The following is a 16845-nucleotide window of genomic DNA, read 5'->3' on the forward strand; positions in this document are numbered from 1 at the left end:
AGCAGGCCCGACGCTCTCAAGGGTTACCCGCAGTAAAGTCCGGCAAGCCGCTGAGCGGCCTGTCGAACCGGTAAGGGATCGACTCCAGCGCCAAGCCTACGTTGCGCTGTACCACGAAATGCAGGTGTGGCCCGGTGCTGTTGCCGGTATTGCCCGACTTGGCCAGCATCTGCCCCTGGCGCACCCGCTGCCCCTCCTTCACCACCACCGAGTCGCGCATCAGGTGCAGGTACACGCCCATGGTGCCGTCCGAGTGCAGCACCCTGACAAAGTTGCCCGACGGGTTGGGCTCGCGCCCGCTCTGGTCATTCTGCGTTTTCACCACCACCCCTTCGCGCGCCGCGATAATGGTGGTGCCTTCGGGCATGGCGATATCCATGGCATAGCGCCCCTTAGGCCCGAAATGGCTGACACGGCCATTGGGGCCCTGGGTCACGCGGAATGGCCCGCCAAGCCACGCGAACCCGTAGCGGAAGCCCTGCGGCCGCTTGCCCGGGTCACCCATGGCCTGCAGCAGGGTCGAGCGGTAATTCAGCAACAAACCGGGCCGCCCCCTCAGCACGCTGAGCATTTGCGTGGTGCCCGGTGGCAGCAGCCGGCGCACGATACGCGGGGCATCACCGCCCTGGGCGTTCACCAGGTTGTCCAGGCGCAGCTCGACCTCGACCGGAACATGCAGTTGGTTGCGTGCCGAAAAGCTCACACCGCCGTTGAACACTTTCGCGTTCAGGAACACTTGGCCTTCGAGCGTTTCGACCATGGGCTCAAGCAAATTCAACGGCCTGGCGCCAGGGCCGGGGCGGTCGGAATAGGAAATGACACCGGACTCGTCGGTGCTCTTGTAAAGGGTCACACCCAGGCTCGACGCCGAGGCCATGAACAGTGCACAGAACAGCAGCAGGCGCCCGGGCATGATAGTGGCTTTTTGACAGTTGAGGTCTGTCGAAGACTAGCAGCAGGTTTAACGGCAAGTGTTGCAGTTGGTCGGATGGCTCAGGCCCCTGGGGTGAAATGCTTCTGCGCGGTGCCACGGGCAATCAGCCGCGACAGGTAATCGAGCTTCTGCGCATCCTGGTCGACGAACTTGAAGGTCAGTTGCAGCCAGTCGCTGTCCGGCTTGGGCTCCAGCGCCGCGACGGCGTGCAGATAGCCGTTCAGGCGGGCGACTTCGGCACTTTCGCCTTGCTCCAGGTCCAACACTGCACCTTCCAGCACTTGTGGCAGCACATCGCCGCGGCGTACCACCAGCAGGGCCTCTTTCAGGCTCAACGCCTTGATCACGCACGGCTGCATGCCACCGGCCAGGCGCAGTTGCCCTTGGCCCCGACCGGTCGGGGTGGCCGCGGCCGGCGTGGGCGCCTTGGCCGCTGGCCTGGCAGCAGCCGGTGCCAGTGCCGGCGCTGCAACCTTTACCGCCTCCGGCTTGCCGGCGGTCAGCGCACCCAACGAATCGTTGGCGAACGCCGGGTTGGCGCGCGCCGGGGCGATGGCCGTCAGGCTGTCGAGCTTGCCGATCTTGGTCAGGGCCTTTTTCACCTTGGTCAGCAACTGCTCGTTGGTGAATGGCTTGCCGACAAAATCGGAAACACCGGCCTGGATCGCCTGGATGACGTTTTCCTTGTCGCCACGGCTGGTCACCATGATGAACTGTAGGTGCTTCAACGCAGGCTGCTGGCGGCACCAGGTGAGCAGTTCCAGGCCCGACATCTCGGGCATTTCCCAGTCGCACAGCACCAGGTCGAACGCCTCCTTGCCCAGCATGGCCATGGCCTTGCGACCATTGACGGCATCGTCGATCGTCATGCCCGGGAAGGCACTGCGCAGGCACTTGCGGACCAGGTCGCGGATAAACGGGGCGTCATCCACGACCAGCACATTCACTTTACTCATCGAAACTCCTTCTGAACCCGACTAGCCTACTGCCAAATACTGGCTACTTGCTACCACCTGGTAACGCCGGGCGTTCATCCGATCGTTCGCGGGTGCCTGCCGGCTCTCGGCCGTAAACGAAAACGCCCGGCCAAGGCCGGGCGTCGCTGCTCGGGGGCAACCTTACTTATCGTCAGATTCACCAGGAACATTAGCCTTTTCGCCATCGGCGGGCGCGGTGCCCTGCACTTCTGCAGTCATTCGCTTGAGGCCCATGTGACGCACATCGGTACCGCGGACCAGGTAGATCACCAACTCGGAGATATTGCGTGCATGGTCGCCGATACGTTCCAGCGAGCGCAGCACCCAGATCACGCTCAGTACCCGCGAAATCGAGCGCGGGTCTTCCATCATGTAGGTCACCAGTTCACGCAGGGCGGTCTTGTACTCCCGGTCGATGGTCTTGTCGTACTGAGCCACGGACAGTGCCAGGTCGGCGTCGAAGCGGGCAAAGGCGTCCAGCGCATCGCGGACCATGTTGCGCACCTGGTCACCGATGTGGCGCACTTCCACATAGCCCCGTGGCGACTCGCCTTCTTCACACAGCTGGATGGCCCGGCGGGCGATCTTGGTCGATTCGTCACCAATGCGCTCCAGGTCGATCACCGACTTGGAGATACTGATGATCAGGCGCAAGTCGGAGGCCGCCGGCTGCCGACGGGCGAGGATACGCAGGCATTCCTCGTCGATATTGCGCTCCATCTGGTTGATCTGCTCGTCAACCTCGCGCACTTGCTGGGCCAGGCCCGAATCGGCTTCGATCAGCGCGGTGACCGCGTCGTTGACCTGTTTTTCAACCAGCCCGCCCATGGCCAGCAGGTGGCTGCGCACCTCTTCCAGCTCGGCGTTGAACTGCTGGGAAATGTGGTGGGTAAGGCTTTCTTTGTTGATCATGCTGTCGCTCCGCGAAGTTGCTAGCCGCTAGCTGCAAGCTTCAAGTGGTTCGTGTCGTTCCCTGGCTCCGCGCTAACCGCTTCATCTTGCAGCTTGCAGCTCGAAGCTTGCAGCTGCGCCAAAGGCGCTCTTAGCCGTAGCGACCAGTGATGTAGTCTTCGGTCTGCTTCTTCGCCGGGTTGGTGAACAGGGTATCGGTGTCGCCAAACTCGACCAGCTTGCCCATGTACATGAACGCGGTGTAGTCCGAAACACGGGCAGCCTGCTGCATGTTGTGGGTCACGATGACGATGGTGTACTTGGCTTTGAGTTCGTAGATCAGTTCCTCGACCTTGAGGGTCGAGATCGGGTCCAGCGCCGAGCACGGCTCATCCAGCAGCAGCACCTCAGGCTCCACGGCGATGGTGCGGGCGATGACCAGGCGTTGCTGCTGGCCACCAGACAGGCCCAGGGCCGACTCGTGCAGGCGGTCCTTGACCTCGTCCCACAGCGCCGCGGCCTTCAACGCCCACTCGACGGCCTCGTCGAGGACGCGCTTCTTGTTGATGCCCTGGATGCGCAGGCCATAGACCACGTTTTCGTAAATGGTCTTGGGAAACGGGTTGGGCTTCTGGAACACCATGCCCACACGGCGGCGCAGCTCCGCGACATCTTCGCCCTTGCGGTAGATGTTGTTGCCATACAAGTTCACGGCACCCTGTACGCGGCAACCGTCAACCAGGTCGTTCATGCGGTTGAACGTGCGCAACAAGGTCGACTTGCCGCAGCCGGAGGGGCCGATGAACGCGGTCACGCGCTGCTTGGGGATGTTCATGCTGACATCGAACAAGGCCTGCTTGTCGCCGTAGAACAGGCTTAGCCCCGGTACCTCGATGGCCACGGTTTCTTCGGCCAGGCGCAGGCCCTGCTTGCTGCGGCCCAGGGCAGACATGTCGATGCCGTGGGTGTGGGATTCGTTCTGCATGGTTGACTCCGTTTGTAGCTGCAAGCTTCGAGCTGCAAGCTGCAAGTTTGGGCAAAGCGGCAATCTGCTTGGAGCTTGCCGCTTGTGGCTTAAAGCTTCAATCAGCTGTCCAGCGCCTTGTACTTTTCGCGCAGGTGGTTGCGGATCCATACCGCCGACAGGTTCAGGGCCGCGATCACCAGCACCAGCAACAGCGCCGTGGCGTAGACCAGCGGCCGCGCGGCTTCTACGTTGGGGCTCTGGAAGCCGACGTCATAGATGTGGAAGCCCAGGTGCATGATCTTCTGGTCCAGGTGCAGGTACGGGTAGTTACCGTCAACCGGCAACGACGGCGCCAGCTTCACCACACCCACCAGCATCAGCGGCGCCACCTCGCCCGCAGCGCGGGCCACGGCGAGGATCATGCCGGTCATCATCGCCGGGCTGGCCATGGGCAACACAATCCGCCACAGCGTTTCGGCCTTGGTCGCACCCAGCGCCAGCGAGCCTTCACGCACCGTACGCGGAATGCGCGCCAGGCCTTCTTCGGTGGCCACGATCACCACAGGCACTGCCAGCAGCGCCAGGGTCAGCGACGCCCACAGCAAGCCTGGCGTACCCAGGGTAGGCGCGGGCAGCGCTTCGGGGAAGAACAGGCGGTCGATCGAGCCACCCAGCACATACACGAAGAAACCCAAACCAAATACGCCGTAGACGATCGCCGGCACCCCCGCCAGGTTGTTCACGGCAATGCGGATCAGCCGGGTTACCGGCCCCTGCCTTGCGTATTCACGCAAGTAGACTGCCGCAAGCACGCCGAACGGGGTGACGATCACGGCCATGATCAGGGTCATCATCACGGTACCGAAGATGGCCGGGAAGATGCCGCCCTCGGTGTTGGCTTCACGCGGGTCGTCGCTCAGGAATTCCCATACCTTGGCAAAGTAGGTGCGCAGCTTGGTAAAAGCAGACATGCCGTTTGGCTGGAGGGCGTGCACCACCTTGTTCAGGCTGATTTCCACTTCACGGCCGTTGCCATCGCGGGCCACCAGGCTGTCACGCGCGAGTGCCTGGTGCAGGCCGCCGAGGCGCGCTTCGATAGCCTGGTAGCGGCTGTTCAGTTCGGCGCGCTCGGCGTCCATGTCCGCCTGGGCGGTAGCGTCCAGCTTGCCGTCCAGCTCCAGCTTGCGGGCATGCAGCCGCAGGCGCTCCAGGCCATGGTTGATGGCCCCGATGTCTTTCTTCTCCAGTTGCTGCAATTCACCGTTGAGCTGGCTGGCACGCTTGAGCCGCGCTTGCAACTCGCTCCAGGCAGCCGGGCCTTCGGCAACCACCCGGCCCTGTTCCTTGACGCTGACCAGGTAGCCATAGAAGTTGCCCCACTCGCGGCGCTCCAGGGCCATCAGGTCGGCCGGGCGCTGCTCGTCGACCAGCCAATCGCCGACCACCCAGGTGAAATCGCTGCCATAGAGGTCGCGGTTACCCACCTTGATCAGTTCACGGCTCATGAACTCCGGGCCCTGGTCCGGTACCGGCAGGCCGGCGCCTTTGAGGCGGGCACGCGGCACGTCCTCCTGCTGCACCACTTCGCCAATCACCACTTGGCCAGCCTGGCCCGGCACCTGGTAGGTGGCCTGTACCAGGTCGGCCGGCCAGAAGTGGCCCAGGCCGCGCACGGCGATGACCGCCAGCAGGCCAACGGTCATGATCACCGCCATGGCCACTGCGCCGCCGCTCATCCACACACCGGGGGCGCCGCTCTTGAACCAGCCTTTGAGGGAATCCTTTTTCACGGATCGCTACCTTTCTATCAAAGCGACGAGTATTTCTTGCGCAGACGCTGGCGAATCAGCTCGGCCAAGGTGTTCATGACGAAGGTGAACATCAGCAGTACCAGCGCGGCCAGGAACAGCACGCGGTAGTGGCTGCCGCCGACTTCCGATTCGGGCATTTCCACGGCCACGTTGGCGGCCAGGGTGCGCATGCCCTCGAACAGGTTCATTTCCATCACCGGCGTATTGCCGGTGGCCATCAGCACGATCATGGTTTCGCCCACTGCGCGGCCCATGCCGATCATCAGCGCCGAGAAGATGCCCGGGCTGGCGGTGAGGATGACCACACGGGTCAGGGTCTGCCAGGGGGTGGCGCCCAGCGCCAGCGAGCCCAGGGTTAGGCTACGCGGCACGCTGAACACGGCGTCTTCGGCGATGGAGTAGATATTGGGGATGACCGCGAAGCCCATGGCGATGCCGACCACCAGGGCATTGCGCTGGTCGTAGGTGATGCCCAGATCGTTGGTGATCCACAGGCGCATGTCGCCAGCAAAGAACCAGTTTTCCAGGTACGGGCTCATGGCCAGGGCGAACCAGCCGATCAGCAGGATCACCGGAATCAGAATCGCCGCTTCCCAGCCGTCAGGTACACGCAGGCGTATCGCCTCTGGCAGGCGGGTCCAGGCGAAGCCCACCAGCAGAATGCCGAACGGCATCAGCAGGAACAGGCTGAAGACCCCCGGCAGGTGACCTTCCAGATAGGGGGCAAGGAACAGGCCGGCGAAGAAACCGAGGATCACCGTCGGCATCGCCTCCATCAGTTCGATCACCGGCTTGACCTTGCGCCGCATGCCCGGGGCCATGAAGTAAGCGGTATAGATGGCGGCGGCGACCGCCAGCGGGGCTGCCAGGATCATGGCGTAGAACGCGGCCTTGAGGGTACCGAAGGTCAGCGGCGACAGGCTGAGCTTGGGCTCGAAGTCGGTGTTGGAAGCGGTCGACTGCCAGACGTACTTAGGCTCGTCGTAGTTCTCGTACCAGACCTTGCCCCACAACGCGCTGAAGGAAATTTCCGGGTGCGGGTTGCGCAGGCTCAGCGGCAGCAGCTTGCCGCCTTGTTCGATGATGATACGGTTGGCACGCGGCGACAGGGCCAGGATGCCCGGGCCTTCGGCGACGGGTTCGACCAGCAGCGTACGGTGCGCCGTACTGTGGAACACTCCAAGCTGGCCGTTCGCGTCCAGCGCGATGAAGCCCTTGCGGCGCTCTTCGGCGTCGATCTGCACGATCGGTGCCTTGCCCAGCTGGAAGGTACGGATCTGCTTGAGGCGCGATTCGCCATCCGGGTCGCGGGCCATGAACCACTGGGCCAGGCCGCCCCTGGAGTCACCGACGATCAGCGAAATACCACCCACCAGTTGCCCCGTGGCGGTCACTTCGGTGTCGGCACTGTCGGCCAGTTTATAGCGGCCGTTGAGGCTCTTGTCGCGCAGGCTGAACACGTCGGCCGTGGCCCGGCCGTTGATCACGTACAGCCAGTGCTGGCGCGGATCGATGAAAATGTTCTTCACCACCTCCGTCATCTGCGGCAGGACGATGCGGTTCTGCTCCGTGGTGACTTCTTCGGTCAGCATGTTCTCGCTACGGGTCAACTCCAGCACCTGCAGTTGCGCACCGGTGGAGCCGGCCAGCACCAGGGTGTCACCGTTGGCATTGACGCTCACGTGCTCCAACGCACGGCCCTGCTCGTCGAGCACGAATGGCTGCTCGCCGTAGGGGTAGTCGATGCTGGCGGTAATCGCCTTCTGGTTGTCCGGGTAGGTGATCTTGTAGGCGTGGTGGAACACCAGCGCCTGACCGTTGGACAGGCCCAGCACCACCAGCGGGCTGCCCGGCTGGTCGGCCCCGATCGAGGTGACCTGGGTACCGGCGGGTACCGGCAGGTCAATGCGCTTGAGCGCTTGGCCGGTCTTGGCATCGAAGAACAACGCCTGGCCTTTGTCCGAAACCCGCATGCCCACCAGGTTCTGCTCTTCCAGCGCGATCATCAGCGGCTTGCCGGCATCCTGCTGCAGCCAGTTTGGCTGCAGGGCCTGCTTGCGCGTCAGCTCGGCGCCCTGGAACAGCGGCAGCACTACATAAGCCAGGTAGAAGAAGATCAACGTAATGGCGGCCAAAACGGCAAGGCCGCCCACCAGCACATACCAGCGGGTCAGGCGGTCCTTGAGCGCGCGCAAGCGGCGCTTGCGTTGCAACTCGGGCGTATTGAAATCAATGCGCACGGGCTGGGGTTTTTGGGTCATGTTGGAGTTGGCCAGATCATTCATGCGCACACCCTAGCGGTCCCGTGTGACAAAAACATTACAAAATGGTGACGCGCGAAAGCCCGCCGCACAGGTTACCTGGCTTCGGGCCGGGAATTCGTGGAAGAGGCCGGGCAGTGGTACCGGCCTCCCCTGCAATTACTTACTGCTTGGCAACGCTACCGGCATGCGACAGGCCCAAATCTGCCAGGGTCTTGTCGACGACCTTGGCCGGCAGCGGGATGTAGCCGTCCTTGACCACCACCTGCTGCCCAGCCTGCGACAGCACCAGCTTGACGAACTCGGCTTCCAGCGGCGCCAGTGGCTTGTTCGGCGCCTTGTTCACGTACACGTACAGGAAGCGCGACAGTGGGTAGGTGCCGTTCAGGGCGTTGGCTTCGTTGTCTTCAACGAACGCGCTGCCTTCTTTCTTGGCCAGGGCTACGGTCTTGACGCTGGCTGTCTTGTAGCCGATGCCCGAGTAACCGATGCCGTTGAGCGAAGAGCTGATCGACTGCACGACCGAAGCCGAACCGGGTTGTTCGTTGACATTAGGCTTGAAGTCGCCTTTGCACAGGGCCTCTTCTTTGAAGTAGCCATAGGTGCCGGAAACCGAGTTGCGGCCGAACAGCTGGATCGGCTTGTTGGCCAGGTCGCCGGTCACACCTACATCACCCCAGGTCTTGACCTCGGCCTTGCCCCCACACAAGCGGGTCGAGGAGAAGATGGCATCGACCTGCGCCATGGTCAGGCCCTTGATCGGGTTGTCCTTGTGCACGAACACGGCCAGGGCGTCGACGGCAACCGGGATGGCGGTCGGTTTGTAGCCGTACTTCTGCTCGAAGGCTTGCAGCTCGACGTCCTTCATCTTGCGGCTCATCGGGCCGAGGTTGGCAGTGCCTTCGGTCAGCGCAGGTGGCGCAGTGGAGGAACCCGCGGCCTGGATCTGGATGTTTACGTTCGGATATTCCTTCTTGTAGGCCTCGGCCCACAGCGTCATCAGGTTGGCCAGGGTGTCGGAACCAACGCTGGAGAGGTTGCCCGAAACACCGGTGGTCTTGGTGTACGTCGGGATCGCAGGATCGACAGCGGCCACCGCGTTGGCGGTTGCAACGCCAGCGGCGGCGAACGTGAGGGCCGCCATCAAACGCTTCAGTTTCATGCCTTGCTCCTAGCAGGAATATTGGGGTGCTGGATGGAACGGGCCCCAGTATCGGCAGGCCGCATGAACACGATATGACCTAATTGTGACAAATGGATTAAAGGCCATCATTTGTAGGGCCGCGCCAACCGCCAGCGCAGCTCAGCGTTTGTTGGCGAGCAGATAAACCCCTACGCCCAGCCCGACGGCACACAACCCCGCCACATAGTAGGCCGGCGCCATGGGGCTGATCTTGAGCAGCGCCGTCACCACCATCGGCGTCAGCCCGCCAAAGATCGCGTAGGCCACGTTGTACGAGAACGACAACCCACTGAAGCGCACCACCGCCGGGAACGCCTTGACCATCACATAAGGCACCGCGCCGATCACCCCCACGCACAGGCCGGTTACCGCATACAGCGGGAACAGCAACTCGGGCCGGGTTGGCAAGCTGTGGTAGAAGCTCCAGGAGGTTATCAGCAGCAACAGGCTGCCAATCACGAACACTCGGCCCGCGCCAAATCGGTCCGCCAGGCTGCCAGCGCTGATGCAGCCGAAGCTGAGCAGCACGATGGCCAGGCTGTTGGCCTTGAGCGAGTCGGTGGGGCTGATGTGGTAGATGCTCTGCAACAGCGCCGGGGTCATCAGGATGATCACGACGATGGCCGCCGACAGCATCCAGGTCAGCAGCATCGACAAGATGATCGCGCCACGATGGTCGCGCAGCACCGCACGCAGCGGGAGCTCTTCTGCCAGGGCCTTGCGCTGCTGCATCTCGGCGAATACCGGCGTTTCGTGCAGCCAGCGGCGCAGGTAGACCGAGAACAGGCCGAACACGCCCCCCAGCAGGAAGGGGATGCGCCAGGCGTAATCCGCGACTTCTGCAGGGCTGTAGACCGTGTTGATCAGCGTGGCGACCAGCGACCCCAGCAGAATGCCCGAAGTCAGGCCGGCCGTGAGGGTGCCGCAGGCGTAACCGGTGTTACGCGCCGGTACGTGCTCGGAAACGAACACCCAGGCGCCCGGCACTTCCCCTCCGATCGCAGCGCCCTGGATAACCCGCATCAGCAGCAGCAGGATCGGTGCCCACATGCCGATCTGGGCATACGTTGGCAGCAGACCCATGATCAGCGTCGGCAGGGCCATCATGAAAATGCTCAGGGTGAACATCTTCTTGCGCCCGAGCAGGTCGCCAAAGTGGGCCATGATGATGCCGCCCAGCGGCCGCGCCAGGTAACCGGCCGCGAAGATGCCAAAGGTTTGCATCAGGCGCAGCCACTCGGGCATGTCGGCCGGGAAGAACAGCTTGCCGACCACCGTGGCGAAGAACACGAAGATGATGAAGTCGTAGAACTCCAGCGCCCCGCCCAGTGCGGACAGTGAGAGGGTCTTGTAGTCACTGCGGGTCAGCGGCCGCGAGGGCTGCTCGATACTGCTCGGCACGGAAGTCATCGCTGGTTGTTCTCTTTATAGGGCATGCAGGCCGCTGGGCGCGCGGCTTCTGGATTGGGAGACCAGCGAAGATAGCAAATTGCCGAGGCGTGCTGATAGCGCTACAAAAACCCTACAGATATTCACGAATGTGCGGTCGTCGCTGGCCGTTATGCTCTATATACTGGCAACTCGTAGGAAAAGGTTGCGCCTAACGTGGGATGTTGTGCGAAAACGCCGGTCTTTATTGTCAGGCGGTTTCGCAGAGTTTCCCTACGGCCGCCCAGTGAAACGAAATCGGCGTAGTATGTTTCAAGCTGAATCGTTTACCCGGCCCTTGCGCCACACCAACGAAAGCGTCACGGGTCAGAGGCCCCATCGCATGATTGAGCTCGAACAAGAAGATCCTATCCCGCAGGGCGACCTGGCCTTGCAGATCACTGCACTCCCGCGCGAGACCAATGGGTTTGGCGACATCTTCGGCGGCTGGCTGGTCGCCCAGATGGACCTGGCCGGCACTGCCATGGCCAGCCGTGTCGCCGGTGGCCGGGTAGCCACCGTGGCCATCGACCGCATGGCGTTCCTCGTGCCGGTCGCCGTGGGCGCGCAGCTGTCGTTCTATACCCAGACCCTGGAAATCGGCCGTAGCTCGATCCAGATGATGGTCGAAGTGTGGAGCGACGACCCGCTGTCCAGCGAATGGCGCAAGGTCACCGAGGCGGTATTCGTCTTCGTCGCCATCGACGGCAGCGGCCGCACGCGCTCGGTCCCTCGTCGCTGAGCCTTGCCGGCGGTAAACTCATTGCGGGTGCCCGGGTCCAAGGCCCACTGGCAATCAATGAGACAAGTGCAATGGCAACCTTCCAGGTCGTAACCGAGCAACATGGCGAACTGAACTGCTGGCGTATCAGCAGCGACCGCGCCGAACTCCTGATCGCCCAACAGGGCGCACAGATCCTCAGCTACCAGCGGGTGGGCGAGCCGCCACTGCTGTGGCTGAGCGACCAGGCCATCTTCGGCAGGGGCAAGTCGGTGCGCGCCGGGGTACCCGTGTGCTGGCCGTGGTTCGGCAACCTGCAGCGTAACCCCCAGGCTGTGCAGGCCATGTACAACGGAGCGCAGGCGCCTGCCCACGGCCTTGCGCGCGCCCGAGACTGGCAATTGCTGGGTATCGAGGAAGTCGGCCAGCAACTGCAGATCGAATTCGCGCTGCCAGAAGCGCAGGGTCAACTGCCCGACTGGCCGCATTCAGTCGAACTGAAACTGATGGTAGCGCTTGGCGCGGACCTGAAACTGAACCTCACCAGTCGCAACGTGGGCACTGCACCCGTCACCATCAGCCAAGCCCTGCACAGCTACTTTGCGGTCAGTGACGTGCGCCAGGCCCAGGTCGAAGGGGTGGAGGGGCTGAGTTACATCGAAACCTTGGCTGACTGGCAACAGCGCCAGCAGCAGGGGCCGCTCACGTTCACCGGGGAGACTGACCGGATCTACCTCGGCGCCCCGCAAACGCTGAGCATTGTCGACCCGCACTGGAACCGGCGGATAACCCTGACCAGCAGTGGCTCGCGTTCGGCGGTTATCTGGAACCCCTGGACCGAACGGGCCAGGGAGCTGCCGGACATGGCCGATGAGGGTTGGCAACGGATGCTGTGCATCGAGACGGCGAATGTGTGGGATGACCTGGTGGAGTTGAAGCCTGGGGCCACTCATTCGCTGGGCGTGGTGCTGGCTAGCGAAGCGCTTTGAGTACCCGGGACCGCTGCGCGGTCCTTTCGCGACACAAGGCCGCTTGTGTCTTGAGAAGGGATTAGAATCTGCAGTGAGAGCGGTGAATGACAAGCTGAATGCCGCAGGTGCCTAGAGCACGAGCAGGAGCAGAAGCTGTCATTCACCGTTCCACTTGTGGGAGCGGGCGTGCCCGCGAACACCGGCGCAGCCGGTGCCAGACACCGCGTCGCCTGCTTCGCGGGCAAGCCCGCTCCCTCAATGAATCGCGCAGGCTCTTCAAATTTTGGGCAAGACAGTTGCTGTTACTGGCGATCGCGTGCCGTTGCAGGTGCGGCCTTGTGTGGCGAGGGCTCAGAGGTCGGCGTCTTCCACCACCCTCACCTTTGCGGCATCCAGCGCATAGGCGGCATCGGCCAGATCATTGCTGACCTTCTCCACCTTCAATTTGCCGGTGACCCACAGCGGGGTGTAGATGTCATCGATCTTCAGGCCTTTCGGGTAGCGCACCAGCACCAGCTGATTGGGCGGCGGAGGCGGTACGTGGATGCACGCGCCCGGGTACGGCACCAGGAAGAACAACGTGCTGTTACCCTTGGCATCGCTTTCCAGCGGTACCGGATAACCGCCCAGGCGGATGTCCTTGCCATTCATGGCTGGCACGGTCTTGGTGGAATACATCACCGCCGGCAGACCCTTGCTCTGCTTGAGGCCGCCCTTGTCGGTGAAGGTACCCATGGCTTCCGGCGAGTTATGGTCGATTTCGGGCATCTGCTCGAGCGCCTTCTGGTCCGACTTGGGCATCAGCTCCAGCCAGTCAGTTTCAGGCAGTTCGGCATGGGCCAGGGTACTGGCCAACAGCAGGGGCAGGAGAAAAAAGGCACGCATGACAATGCTCGGCAACTCGATGGAATTGCCGAGCATTCTAACCGGTATTCAGCGTTTCTTGATGAACCCGTAGATCACCAGAAGGACAATGGCACCGACCAGCGCGCCGAAGAAGCCCGCCGCCTGCCCAGCCTGGTAAATGCCCAGCGCCTGGCCGCCATAGGTGGCCAACAGCGAACCGGCAATACCCAGCAGGATGGTCATGATCCAGCCCATGCTGTCGTCGCCTGGTTTGATGAAGCGGGCCAGCAGGCCGACGATGAGGCCGATGAAGATGGTTCCGATGATGCCCATGGCAATCCCTCTGCAGTGAAAATGGAACAAGCCAAAACCTAGACAGCGCTTCGACTTGTTGCCATTTCAGAGGGCAAGCCGCTGGTAGAAGTTCGATCAGTTGCTGATCAGGGCCTCTACCTCGGCAATCTTGTGCTCGAGGGTAGCCATGTCGTGGCAGCGCAGGGTGGCGTGGCCAACCTTGCGGCCGGCCTTGAAAGCCTTGCCGTAGTGGTGCAGGTGGCAGCCATCGATGGCGATCACCTTGTCCACGGCAGGCACTTCACCGATGAAGTTGAGCATCGCACTCTCGCCCACCTTGGCGGTGGAGCCCAGCGGCAGGCCGGCCACCGCGCGCAGGTGGTTCTCGAACTGGCTGCATTCGGCACCTTCGATGGTCCAGTGCCCGGAGTTGTGCACGCGCGGGGCGATTTCGTTGGCCTTCAGGCCACCGTCGACTTCGAAGAACTCGAACGCCATCACGCCCACGTACTCCAGCTTTTGCAGTACACGGCCTACATAGTCTTCAGCCAAAGCCTGCAGCGGGTGTGCCTGGCTGGCCACCGACAGGCGCAGGATGCCGCTCTCGTGGGTGTTGTGCACCAGCGGGTAGAAGCGGGTTTCGCCATCACGGGCCCGGACGGCCACCAGCGAGACTTCGCCGGTAAAGGGTACAAAGCCTTCCAGCAGGCAGGGCACGCTGCCCAGTTCGGCGAAGGTATCAACCACGTCTTCAGGCGTGCGCAGCACCTTCTGGCCCTTGCCGTCGTAACCCAGGGTACGGGTTTTCAGCACGGCTGGCAGGCCGATGCTGGCGACTGCGGCGTCCAGGTCGGCTTGCGAGAGGATGTCGGCGAAAGCCGGGGTAGGGATACCCAGGTCGCGGAACATGCTCTTCTCGAACAAGCGGTCACGGGCGATGCGCAGCGCTTCGGCGCTGGGGTAGACCGGTACGAACTGCGAGAGGAAGGCCACGGTTTCGGCCGGGACACTCTCGAACTCGAAGGTCACCAGGTCAACTTCGTCAGCCAACTGGCGCAGGTGCTCCTGATCGCCGTAATCGGCCCGCAGGTGCTCGCCCAGAGGCGCAGCGCAAGCATCCGGCGCCGGGTCGAGGAAAGCGAAATTCATGCCCAGCGGGGTACCCGCCAAGGCCAGCATGCGGCCCAGCTGGCCGCCACCGATTACACCGATCTTCATGGGTTGAGCCTCAAGCCTGGCGCGGGTCTGGGTTGTCCAGCACGGTGTCGGTCTGTTCCGTGCGGAATTGCTTCAGCGCAGCGTGGAATTGCGGGTATTTGGCACCCAGGATGCTGGCCGACAACAGCGCCGCATTCACTGCACCGGCACGGCCGATGGCCAGGGTGGCAACCGGTACGCCGGCTGGCATCTGCACGATCGACAGCAGCGAGTCGACGCCCGAGAGCATCGACGACTGCACCGGCACGCCCAGCACCGGCAGGTGGGTCTTGGCGGCGCACATGCCCGGCAGGTGGGCAGCGCCACCAGCACCCGCGATGATCACCTCGATGCCCCGGCCCTCGGCCTCTTCGGCGTACTGGAACAGCAGATCCGGGGTGCGGTGGGCGGACACCACCTTCACTTCGTAGGGAATGCCGAGTTTTTCCAGCATATCGGCGGTGTGGCTAAGGGTGGACCAATCGGACTTGGAGCCCATGATCACGCCAACCAGTGCACTCATCGTCGAGCCTCTCCTGCAAGCGCCTTCTGGCGCGCTATAAAGCAACAAGCCACGCGGGTAGGCCGGCGTGGCTTGTCATACGGATTCTAATCGGCCCGGTGGCCGAAGGCGCGGGATTGTAGCGTACTTGCAGGCGGGCCGCCCACCCCTGCAAGCACATGACAGATAAAAGGGCAAGCTGTCTCGCGGGACAACTTTTTCCGGCTGCGATGCGTAACGGCAGTTGCAAGAGGATTGAACACCCCTGTTCAAACTTCTTGGAGAAAAAGATGGCCAGACCATTTTTCACCTCACTGCTGTTTTGCATGACGATGGCCCTTCAGGCCTCCCCCACATGGGCTGCGAGAACCTTGGTGGTTACTATCTATCCGCACGATGAACTAGCCGATGTGAGCGACAAACAGATCGATAAAGACTACGTGCAGCCGTGGCTGGAAGAAATGCGCAGAATCAGCAATCACTCAATTGAGGTCATCTTCAAGCGTGATGTTGCAGGCATTACCGATATTCCTTATCGCCAGATGCCTCCAGAAGATACCCACAGGGTCTTCAGCGCTGCAGCGCATCCACAGTTCAGGTGGCAGAAATCGATTTTGCTGACGCGCGATAGTTTCGGCCTCAACAGCGAAGGCGCAGAACACCTTGGCCTGGCCAAATTGGGCTATGCCCACGCGATCGCCTCAATGACCAGCTATGGCACCCTGGGGCATGAACTGGGTCACTTGATGAACGCCACTCACGAGGCAGCAGAGTTACGCTACAACCCATGGCCATGCGAGACCTTTGTCTATCCGGCCCGCTTCTCGCTTCGGGCCAATTGCTACCGCTACAGCGACCAGAACAGAGCGGCCATCGCCAATCACCTTGATCACGCGCTTCGTAACTGAAGAGGCTCACTCCGGCGCAGGCGTATTTTCCAGCTTGCGCCAAAGTAGCCGCACATTGGCCTTGCGCACCAACGCGCAGCGGTACAGGCGGATTTCCAGTGGTACATGCCACTGGCTGCCTCCGCAGATCGCCAACTCACCGCGTTCCAGCTCGCCCCGCATCGAAAGCCGGGGCACCCAGGCAATGCCCATGCCTTCCAGCGCCATGCTCTTCAGGCTGTCCGCCATGGCGGTTTCGTAAACGGTGGTATAACGCACATTGCGCTGGCGCAGCAGCAGGTTGACCGACCGCCCGAGGAAGGCCCCGGCAGTATAAGCCAGCAGTGGCACGCTACTTTCACCTTCCAGGTCGAACATGGGCCTGCCGTCGGCGCCCACCGCGCATACCGGCACCATTTCGGTATTGCCCATGTGCAGCGACGGGAAAATCTCGGCATCCATCTGCAAGGCGGCGTCCGGGTCGTAGAACGCCAGCATCAGATCGCAACCGCCCTCGCGCAGTGCATGCACGGCATCCCCTACGTTAGTCGCAACCAGGCGGGTGGCGATGTTCAGGCCGTCATTACGCAGCTGCGCTACCCAACGCGGGAAAAAGCCCGACGCCAACGAGTGCGCTGCAGCCACCTGAATCACCTCCCCCTGGCCACCCTCAAGGTGATGCAAATGGCGGAGAATTTCGCCCAACTGGTCGACAACCGTGCGCGCCGTAACCAGAAACAGCTGCCCGGCCTCGGTCAGCTCTATCGGCGTGCGGGAACGGTTGACCAGTTGCAGGCCCAACGCTGCCTCAAGGCTGCGGATACGCCGGCTGAAGGCCGGTTGGGTGACGAAGCGCCGCTCTGCCGCCTGGGAAAAACTGCGGGTGGCGGCCAGCGCACTGAAATCTTCCAGCCATTTGCTTTCAAGGTTCACGAAGCACATCTCCCGTCGTGCACCAAAATGGAACACGCTCGA

At 62.4% G+C, this 16845-nt stretch carries 16 protein-coding genes; 3 read left to right on the forward strand and 13 right to left on the reverse strand.

The genetic code is table 11. The annotated features are described in order from the left end of the window. Positions 1–16 precede the first annotated feature (16 nt). From FPB55_RS25420 to FPB55_RS25455, 8 genes are all read right to left on the reverse strand, one after another. Positions 17–913, reverse strand: a complete 897-nt coding sequence (locus tag FPB55_RS25420) for a M23 family metallopeptidase (RefSeq protein WP_144189526.1) — start codon at positions 911–913, stop codon at positions 17–19. Between the two features lie 80 nt (positions 914–993). After that, positions 994–1890: a response regulator gene (locus tag FPB55_RS25425; protein ID WP_144189528.1), complete on the reverse strand. Its 897-nt coding sequence runs from the start codon at positions 1888–1890 to the stop codon at positions 994–996. Between the two features lie 162 nt (positions 1891–2052). After that, on the reverse strand, positions 2053–2823 hold the full coding sequence (gene phoU, locus FPB55_RS25430) for a phosphate signaling complex protein PhoU (RefSeq protein ID WP_009684510.1): 771 nt from the start codon (positions 2821–2823) through the stop codon (positions 2053–2055). Between the two features lie 130 nt (positions 2824–2953). Continuing rightward, a complete protein-coding gene (gene pstB / locus FPB55_RS25435; RefSeq protein WP_009684509.1) occupies positions 2954–3787 on the reverse strand; it encodes a phosphate ABC transporter ATP-binding protein PstB in 834 nt (277 codons plus the stop codon). 101 nt (positions 3788–3888) lie between these two features. Then, entirely contained in the window at positions 3889–5505 is a 1617-nt protein-coding gene (pstA, locus tag FPB55_RS25440) for a phosphate ABC transporter permease PstA (protein ID WP_154211365.1), read from the reverse strand. 71 nt (positions 5506–5576) lie between these two features. Beyond that, the gene (locus FPB55_RS25445) at positions 5577–7865 is read right to left on the reverse strand and encodes an ABC transporter permease subunit (RefSeq protein ID WP_115295130.1); all 2289 of its coding nucleotides are present in this window, start codon (positions 7863–7865) and stop codon (positions 5577–5579) included. 139 nt (positions 7866–8004) lie between these two features. After that, entirely contained in the window at positions 8005–9003 is a 999-nt protein-coding gene (locus FPB55_RS25450) for a phosphate ABC transporter substrate-binding protein PstS (RefSeq protein WP_009684506.1), read from the reverse strand. A 141-nt stretch (positions 9004–9144) separates the two neighbouring features. Next, positions 9145–10434 carry an MFS transporter gene (locus FPB55_RS25455; RefSeq protein WP_144189530.1) on the reverse strand — a complete coding sequence of 430 codons (1290 nt, stop codon included), beginning with the start codon at positions 10432–10434 and terminating at the stop codon, positions 9145–9147. Between the two features lie 361 nt (positions 10435–10795). On the opposite strand from FPB55_RS25455, the gene FPB55_RS25460 reads away from it, so the two are divergent. Together FPB55_RS25460 and FPB55_RS25465 are read left to right on the forward strand one after the other, a co-directional pair. Further along, complete coding sequence (locus FPB55_RS25460; protein WP_003253317.1) at positions 10796–11194, forward strand: acyl-CoA thioesterase; 399 nt, start codon at positions 10796–10798, stop codon at positions 11192–11194. A 71-nt stretch (positions 11195–11265) separates the two neighbouring features. Continuing rightward, complete coding sequence (locus FPB55_RS25465) at positions 11266–12162, forward strand: D-hexose-6-phosphate mutarotase (RefSeq protein WP_144189532.1); 897 nt, start codon at positions 11266–11268, stop codon at positions 12160–12162. A 333-nt stretch (positions 12163–12495) separates the two neighbouring features. On the opposite strand, the gene FPB55_RS25470 is transcribed toward FPB55_RS25465, so the two are convergent. From FPB55_RS25470 to purE, 4 genes are all read right to left on the reverse strand, one after another. Next, entirely contained in the window at positions 12496–13029 is a 534-nt protein-coding gene (locus FPB55_RS25470; protein ID WP_033690729.1) for a DUF3299 domain-containing protein, read from the reverse strand. A 48-nt stretch (positions 13030–13077) separates the two neighbouring features. Then, entirely contained in the window at positions 13078–13323 is a 246-nt protein-coding gene (locus FPB55_RS25475; RefSeq protein WP_009684502.1) for a GlsB/YeaQ/YmgE family stress response membrane protein, read from the reverse strand. A 96-nt stretch (positions 13324–13419) separates the two neighbouring features. Further along, positions 13420–14502, reverse strand: a complete 1083-nt coding sequence (locus FPB55_RS25480; RefSeq protein ID WP_125854437.1) for a 5-(carboxyamino)imidazole ribonucleotide synthase — start codon at positions 14500–14502, stop codon at positions 13420–13422. A gap of 10 nt (positions 14503–14512) precedes the next feature. Beyond that, positions 14513–15004, reverse strand: coding sequence for a 5-(carboxyamino)imidazole ribonucleotide mutase (gene purE / locus FPB55_RS25485; protein ID WP_009684500.1), 492 nt, complete (start codon positions 15002–15004; stop codon positions 14513–14515). A gap of 269 nt (positions 15005–15273) precedes the next feature. Here purE and FPB55_RS25490 point away from each other — a divergent pair, with 269 nt between their 5' ends. Next, on the forward strand, positions 15274–15891 hold the full coding sequence (locus tag FPB55_RS25490; RefSeq protein WP_009684499.1) for a hypothetical protein: 618 nt from the start codon (positions 15274–15276) through the stop codon (positions 15889–15891). Between the two features lie 6 nt (positions 15892–15897). On the opposite strand, the gene FPB55_RS25495 is transcribed toward FPB55_RS25490, so the two are convergent. After that, positions 15898–16803 carry a LysR substrate-binding domain-containing protein gene (locus FPB55_RS25495; protein ID WP_161891645.1) on the reverse strand — a complete coding sequence of 302 codons (906 nt, stop codon included), beginning with the start codon at positions 16801–16803 and terminating at the stop codon, positions 15898–15900. Positions 16804–16845: the final 42 nt, after the last annotated feature.

The sequence above is a fragment of the Pseudomonas sp. BJP69 genome (assembly GCF_007633355.1).
GTDB classification, from domain to species: Bacteria; Pseudomonadota; Gammaproteobacteria; order Pseudomonadales; family Pseudomonadaceae; genus Aquipseudomonas; species Aquipseudomonas juntendi.

Coding starts and splice junctions, on each gene's coding strand:
- FPB55_RS25450 (WP_009684506.1), bottom strand. CDS start 9,003: ATGAAACTGAAGCGTTTGATGGCGGCCCTCACGTTCGCCGCCGCTGGC.
- pstA (WP_154211365.1), bottom strand. CDS start 5,505: ATGAGCGGCGGCGCAGTGGCCATGGCGGTGATCATGACCGTTGGCCTG.
- FPB55_RS25470 (WP_033690729.1), bottom strand. CDS start 13,029: ATGCGTGCCTTTTTTCTCCTGCCCCTGCTGTTGGCCAGTACCCTGGCC.
- FPB55_RS25490 (WP_009684499.1), top strand. CDS start 15,274: ATGGCCAGACCATTTTTCACCTCACTGCTGTTTTGCATGACGATGGCC.
- FPB55_RS25455 (WP_144189530.1), bottom strand. CDS start 10,434: ATGACTTCCGTGCCGAGCAGTATCGAGCAGCCCTCGCGGCCGCTGACC.
- FPB55_RS25425 (WP_144189528.1), bottom strand. CDS start 1,890: ATGAGTAAAGTGAATGTGCTGGTCGTGGATGACGCCCCGTTTATCCGC.
- FPB55_RS25465 (WP_144189532.1), top strand. CDS start 11,266: ATGGCAACCTTCCAGGTCGTAACCGAGCAACATGGCGAACTGAACTGC.
- FPB55_RS25475 (WP_009684502.1), bottom strand. CDS start 13,323: ATGGGCATCATCGGAACCATCTTCATCGGCCTCATCGTCGGCCTGCTG.
- phoU (WP_009684510.1), bottom strand. CDS start 2,823: ATGATCAACAAAGAAAGCCTTACCCACCACATTTCCCAGCAGTTCAAC.
- FPB55_RS25460 (WP_003253317.1), top strand. CDS start 10,796: ATGATTGAGCTCGAACAAGAAGATCCTATCCCGCAGGGCGACCTGGCC.
- FPB55_RS25445 (WP_115295130.1), bottom strand. CDS start 7,865: ATGAATGATCTGGCCAACTCCAACATGACCCAAAAACCCCAGCCCGTG.
- pstB (WP_009684509.1), bottom strand. CDS start 3,787: ATGCAGAACGAATCCCACACCCACGGCATCGACATGTCTGCCCTGGGC.
- purE (WP_009684500.1), bottom strand. CDS start 15,004: ATGAGTGCACTGGTTGGCGTGATCATGGGCTCCAAGTCCGATTGGTCC.
- FPB55_RS25480 (WP_125854437.1), bottom strand. CDS start 14,502: ATGAAGATCGGTGTAATCGGTGGCGGCCAGCTGGGCCGCATGCTGGCC.
- FPB55_RS25420 (WP_144189526.1), bottom strand. CDS start 913: ATGCCCGGGCGCCTGCTGCTGTTCTGTGCACTGTTCATGGCCTCGGCG.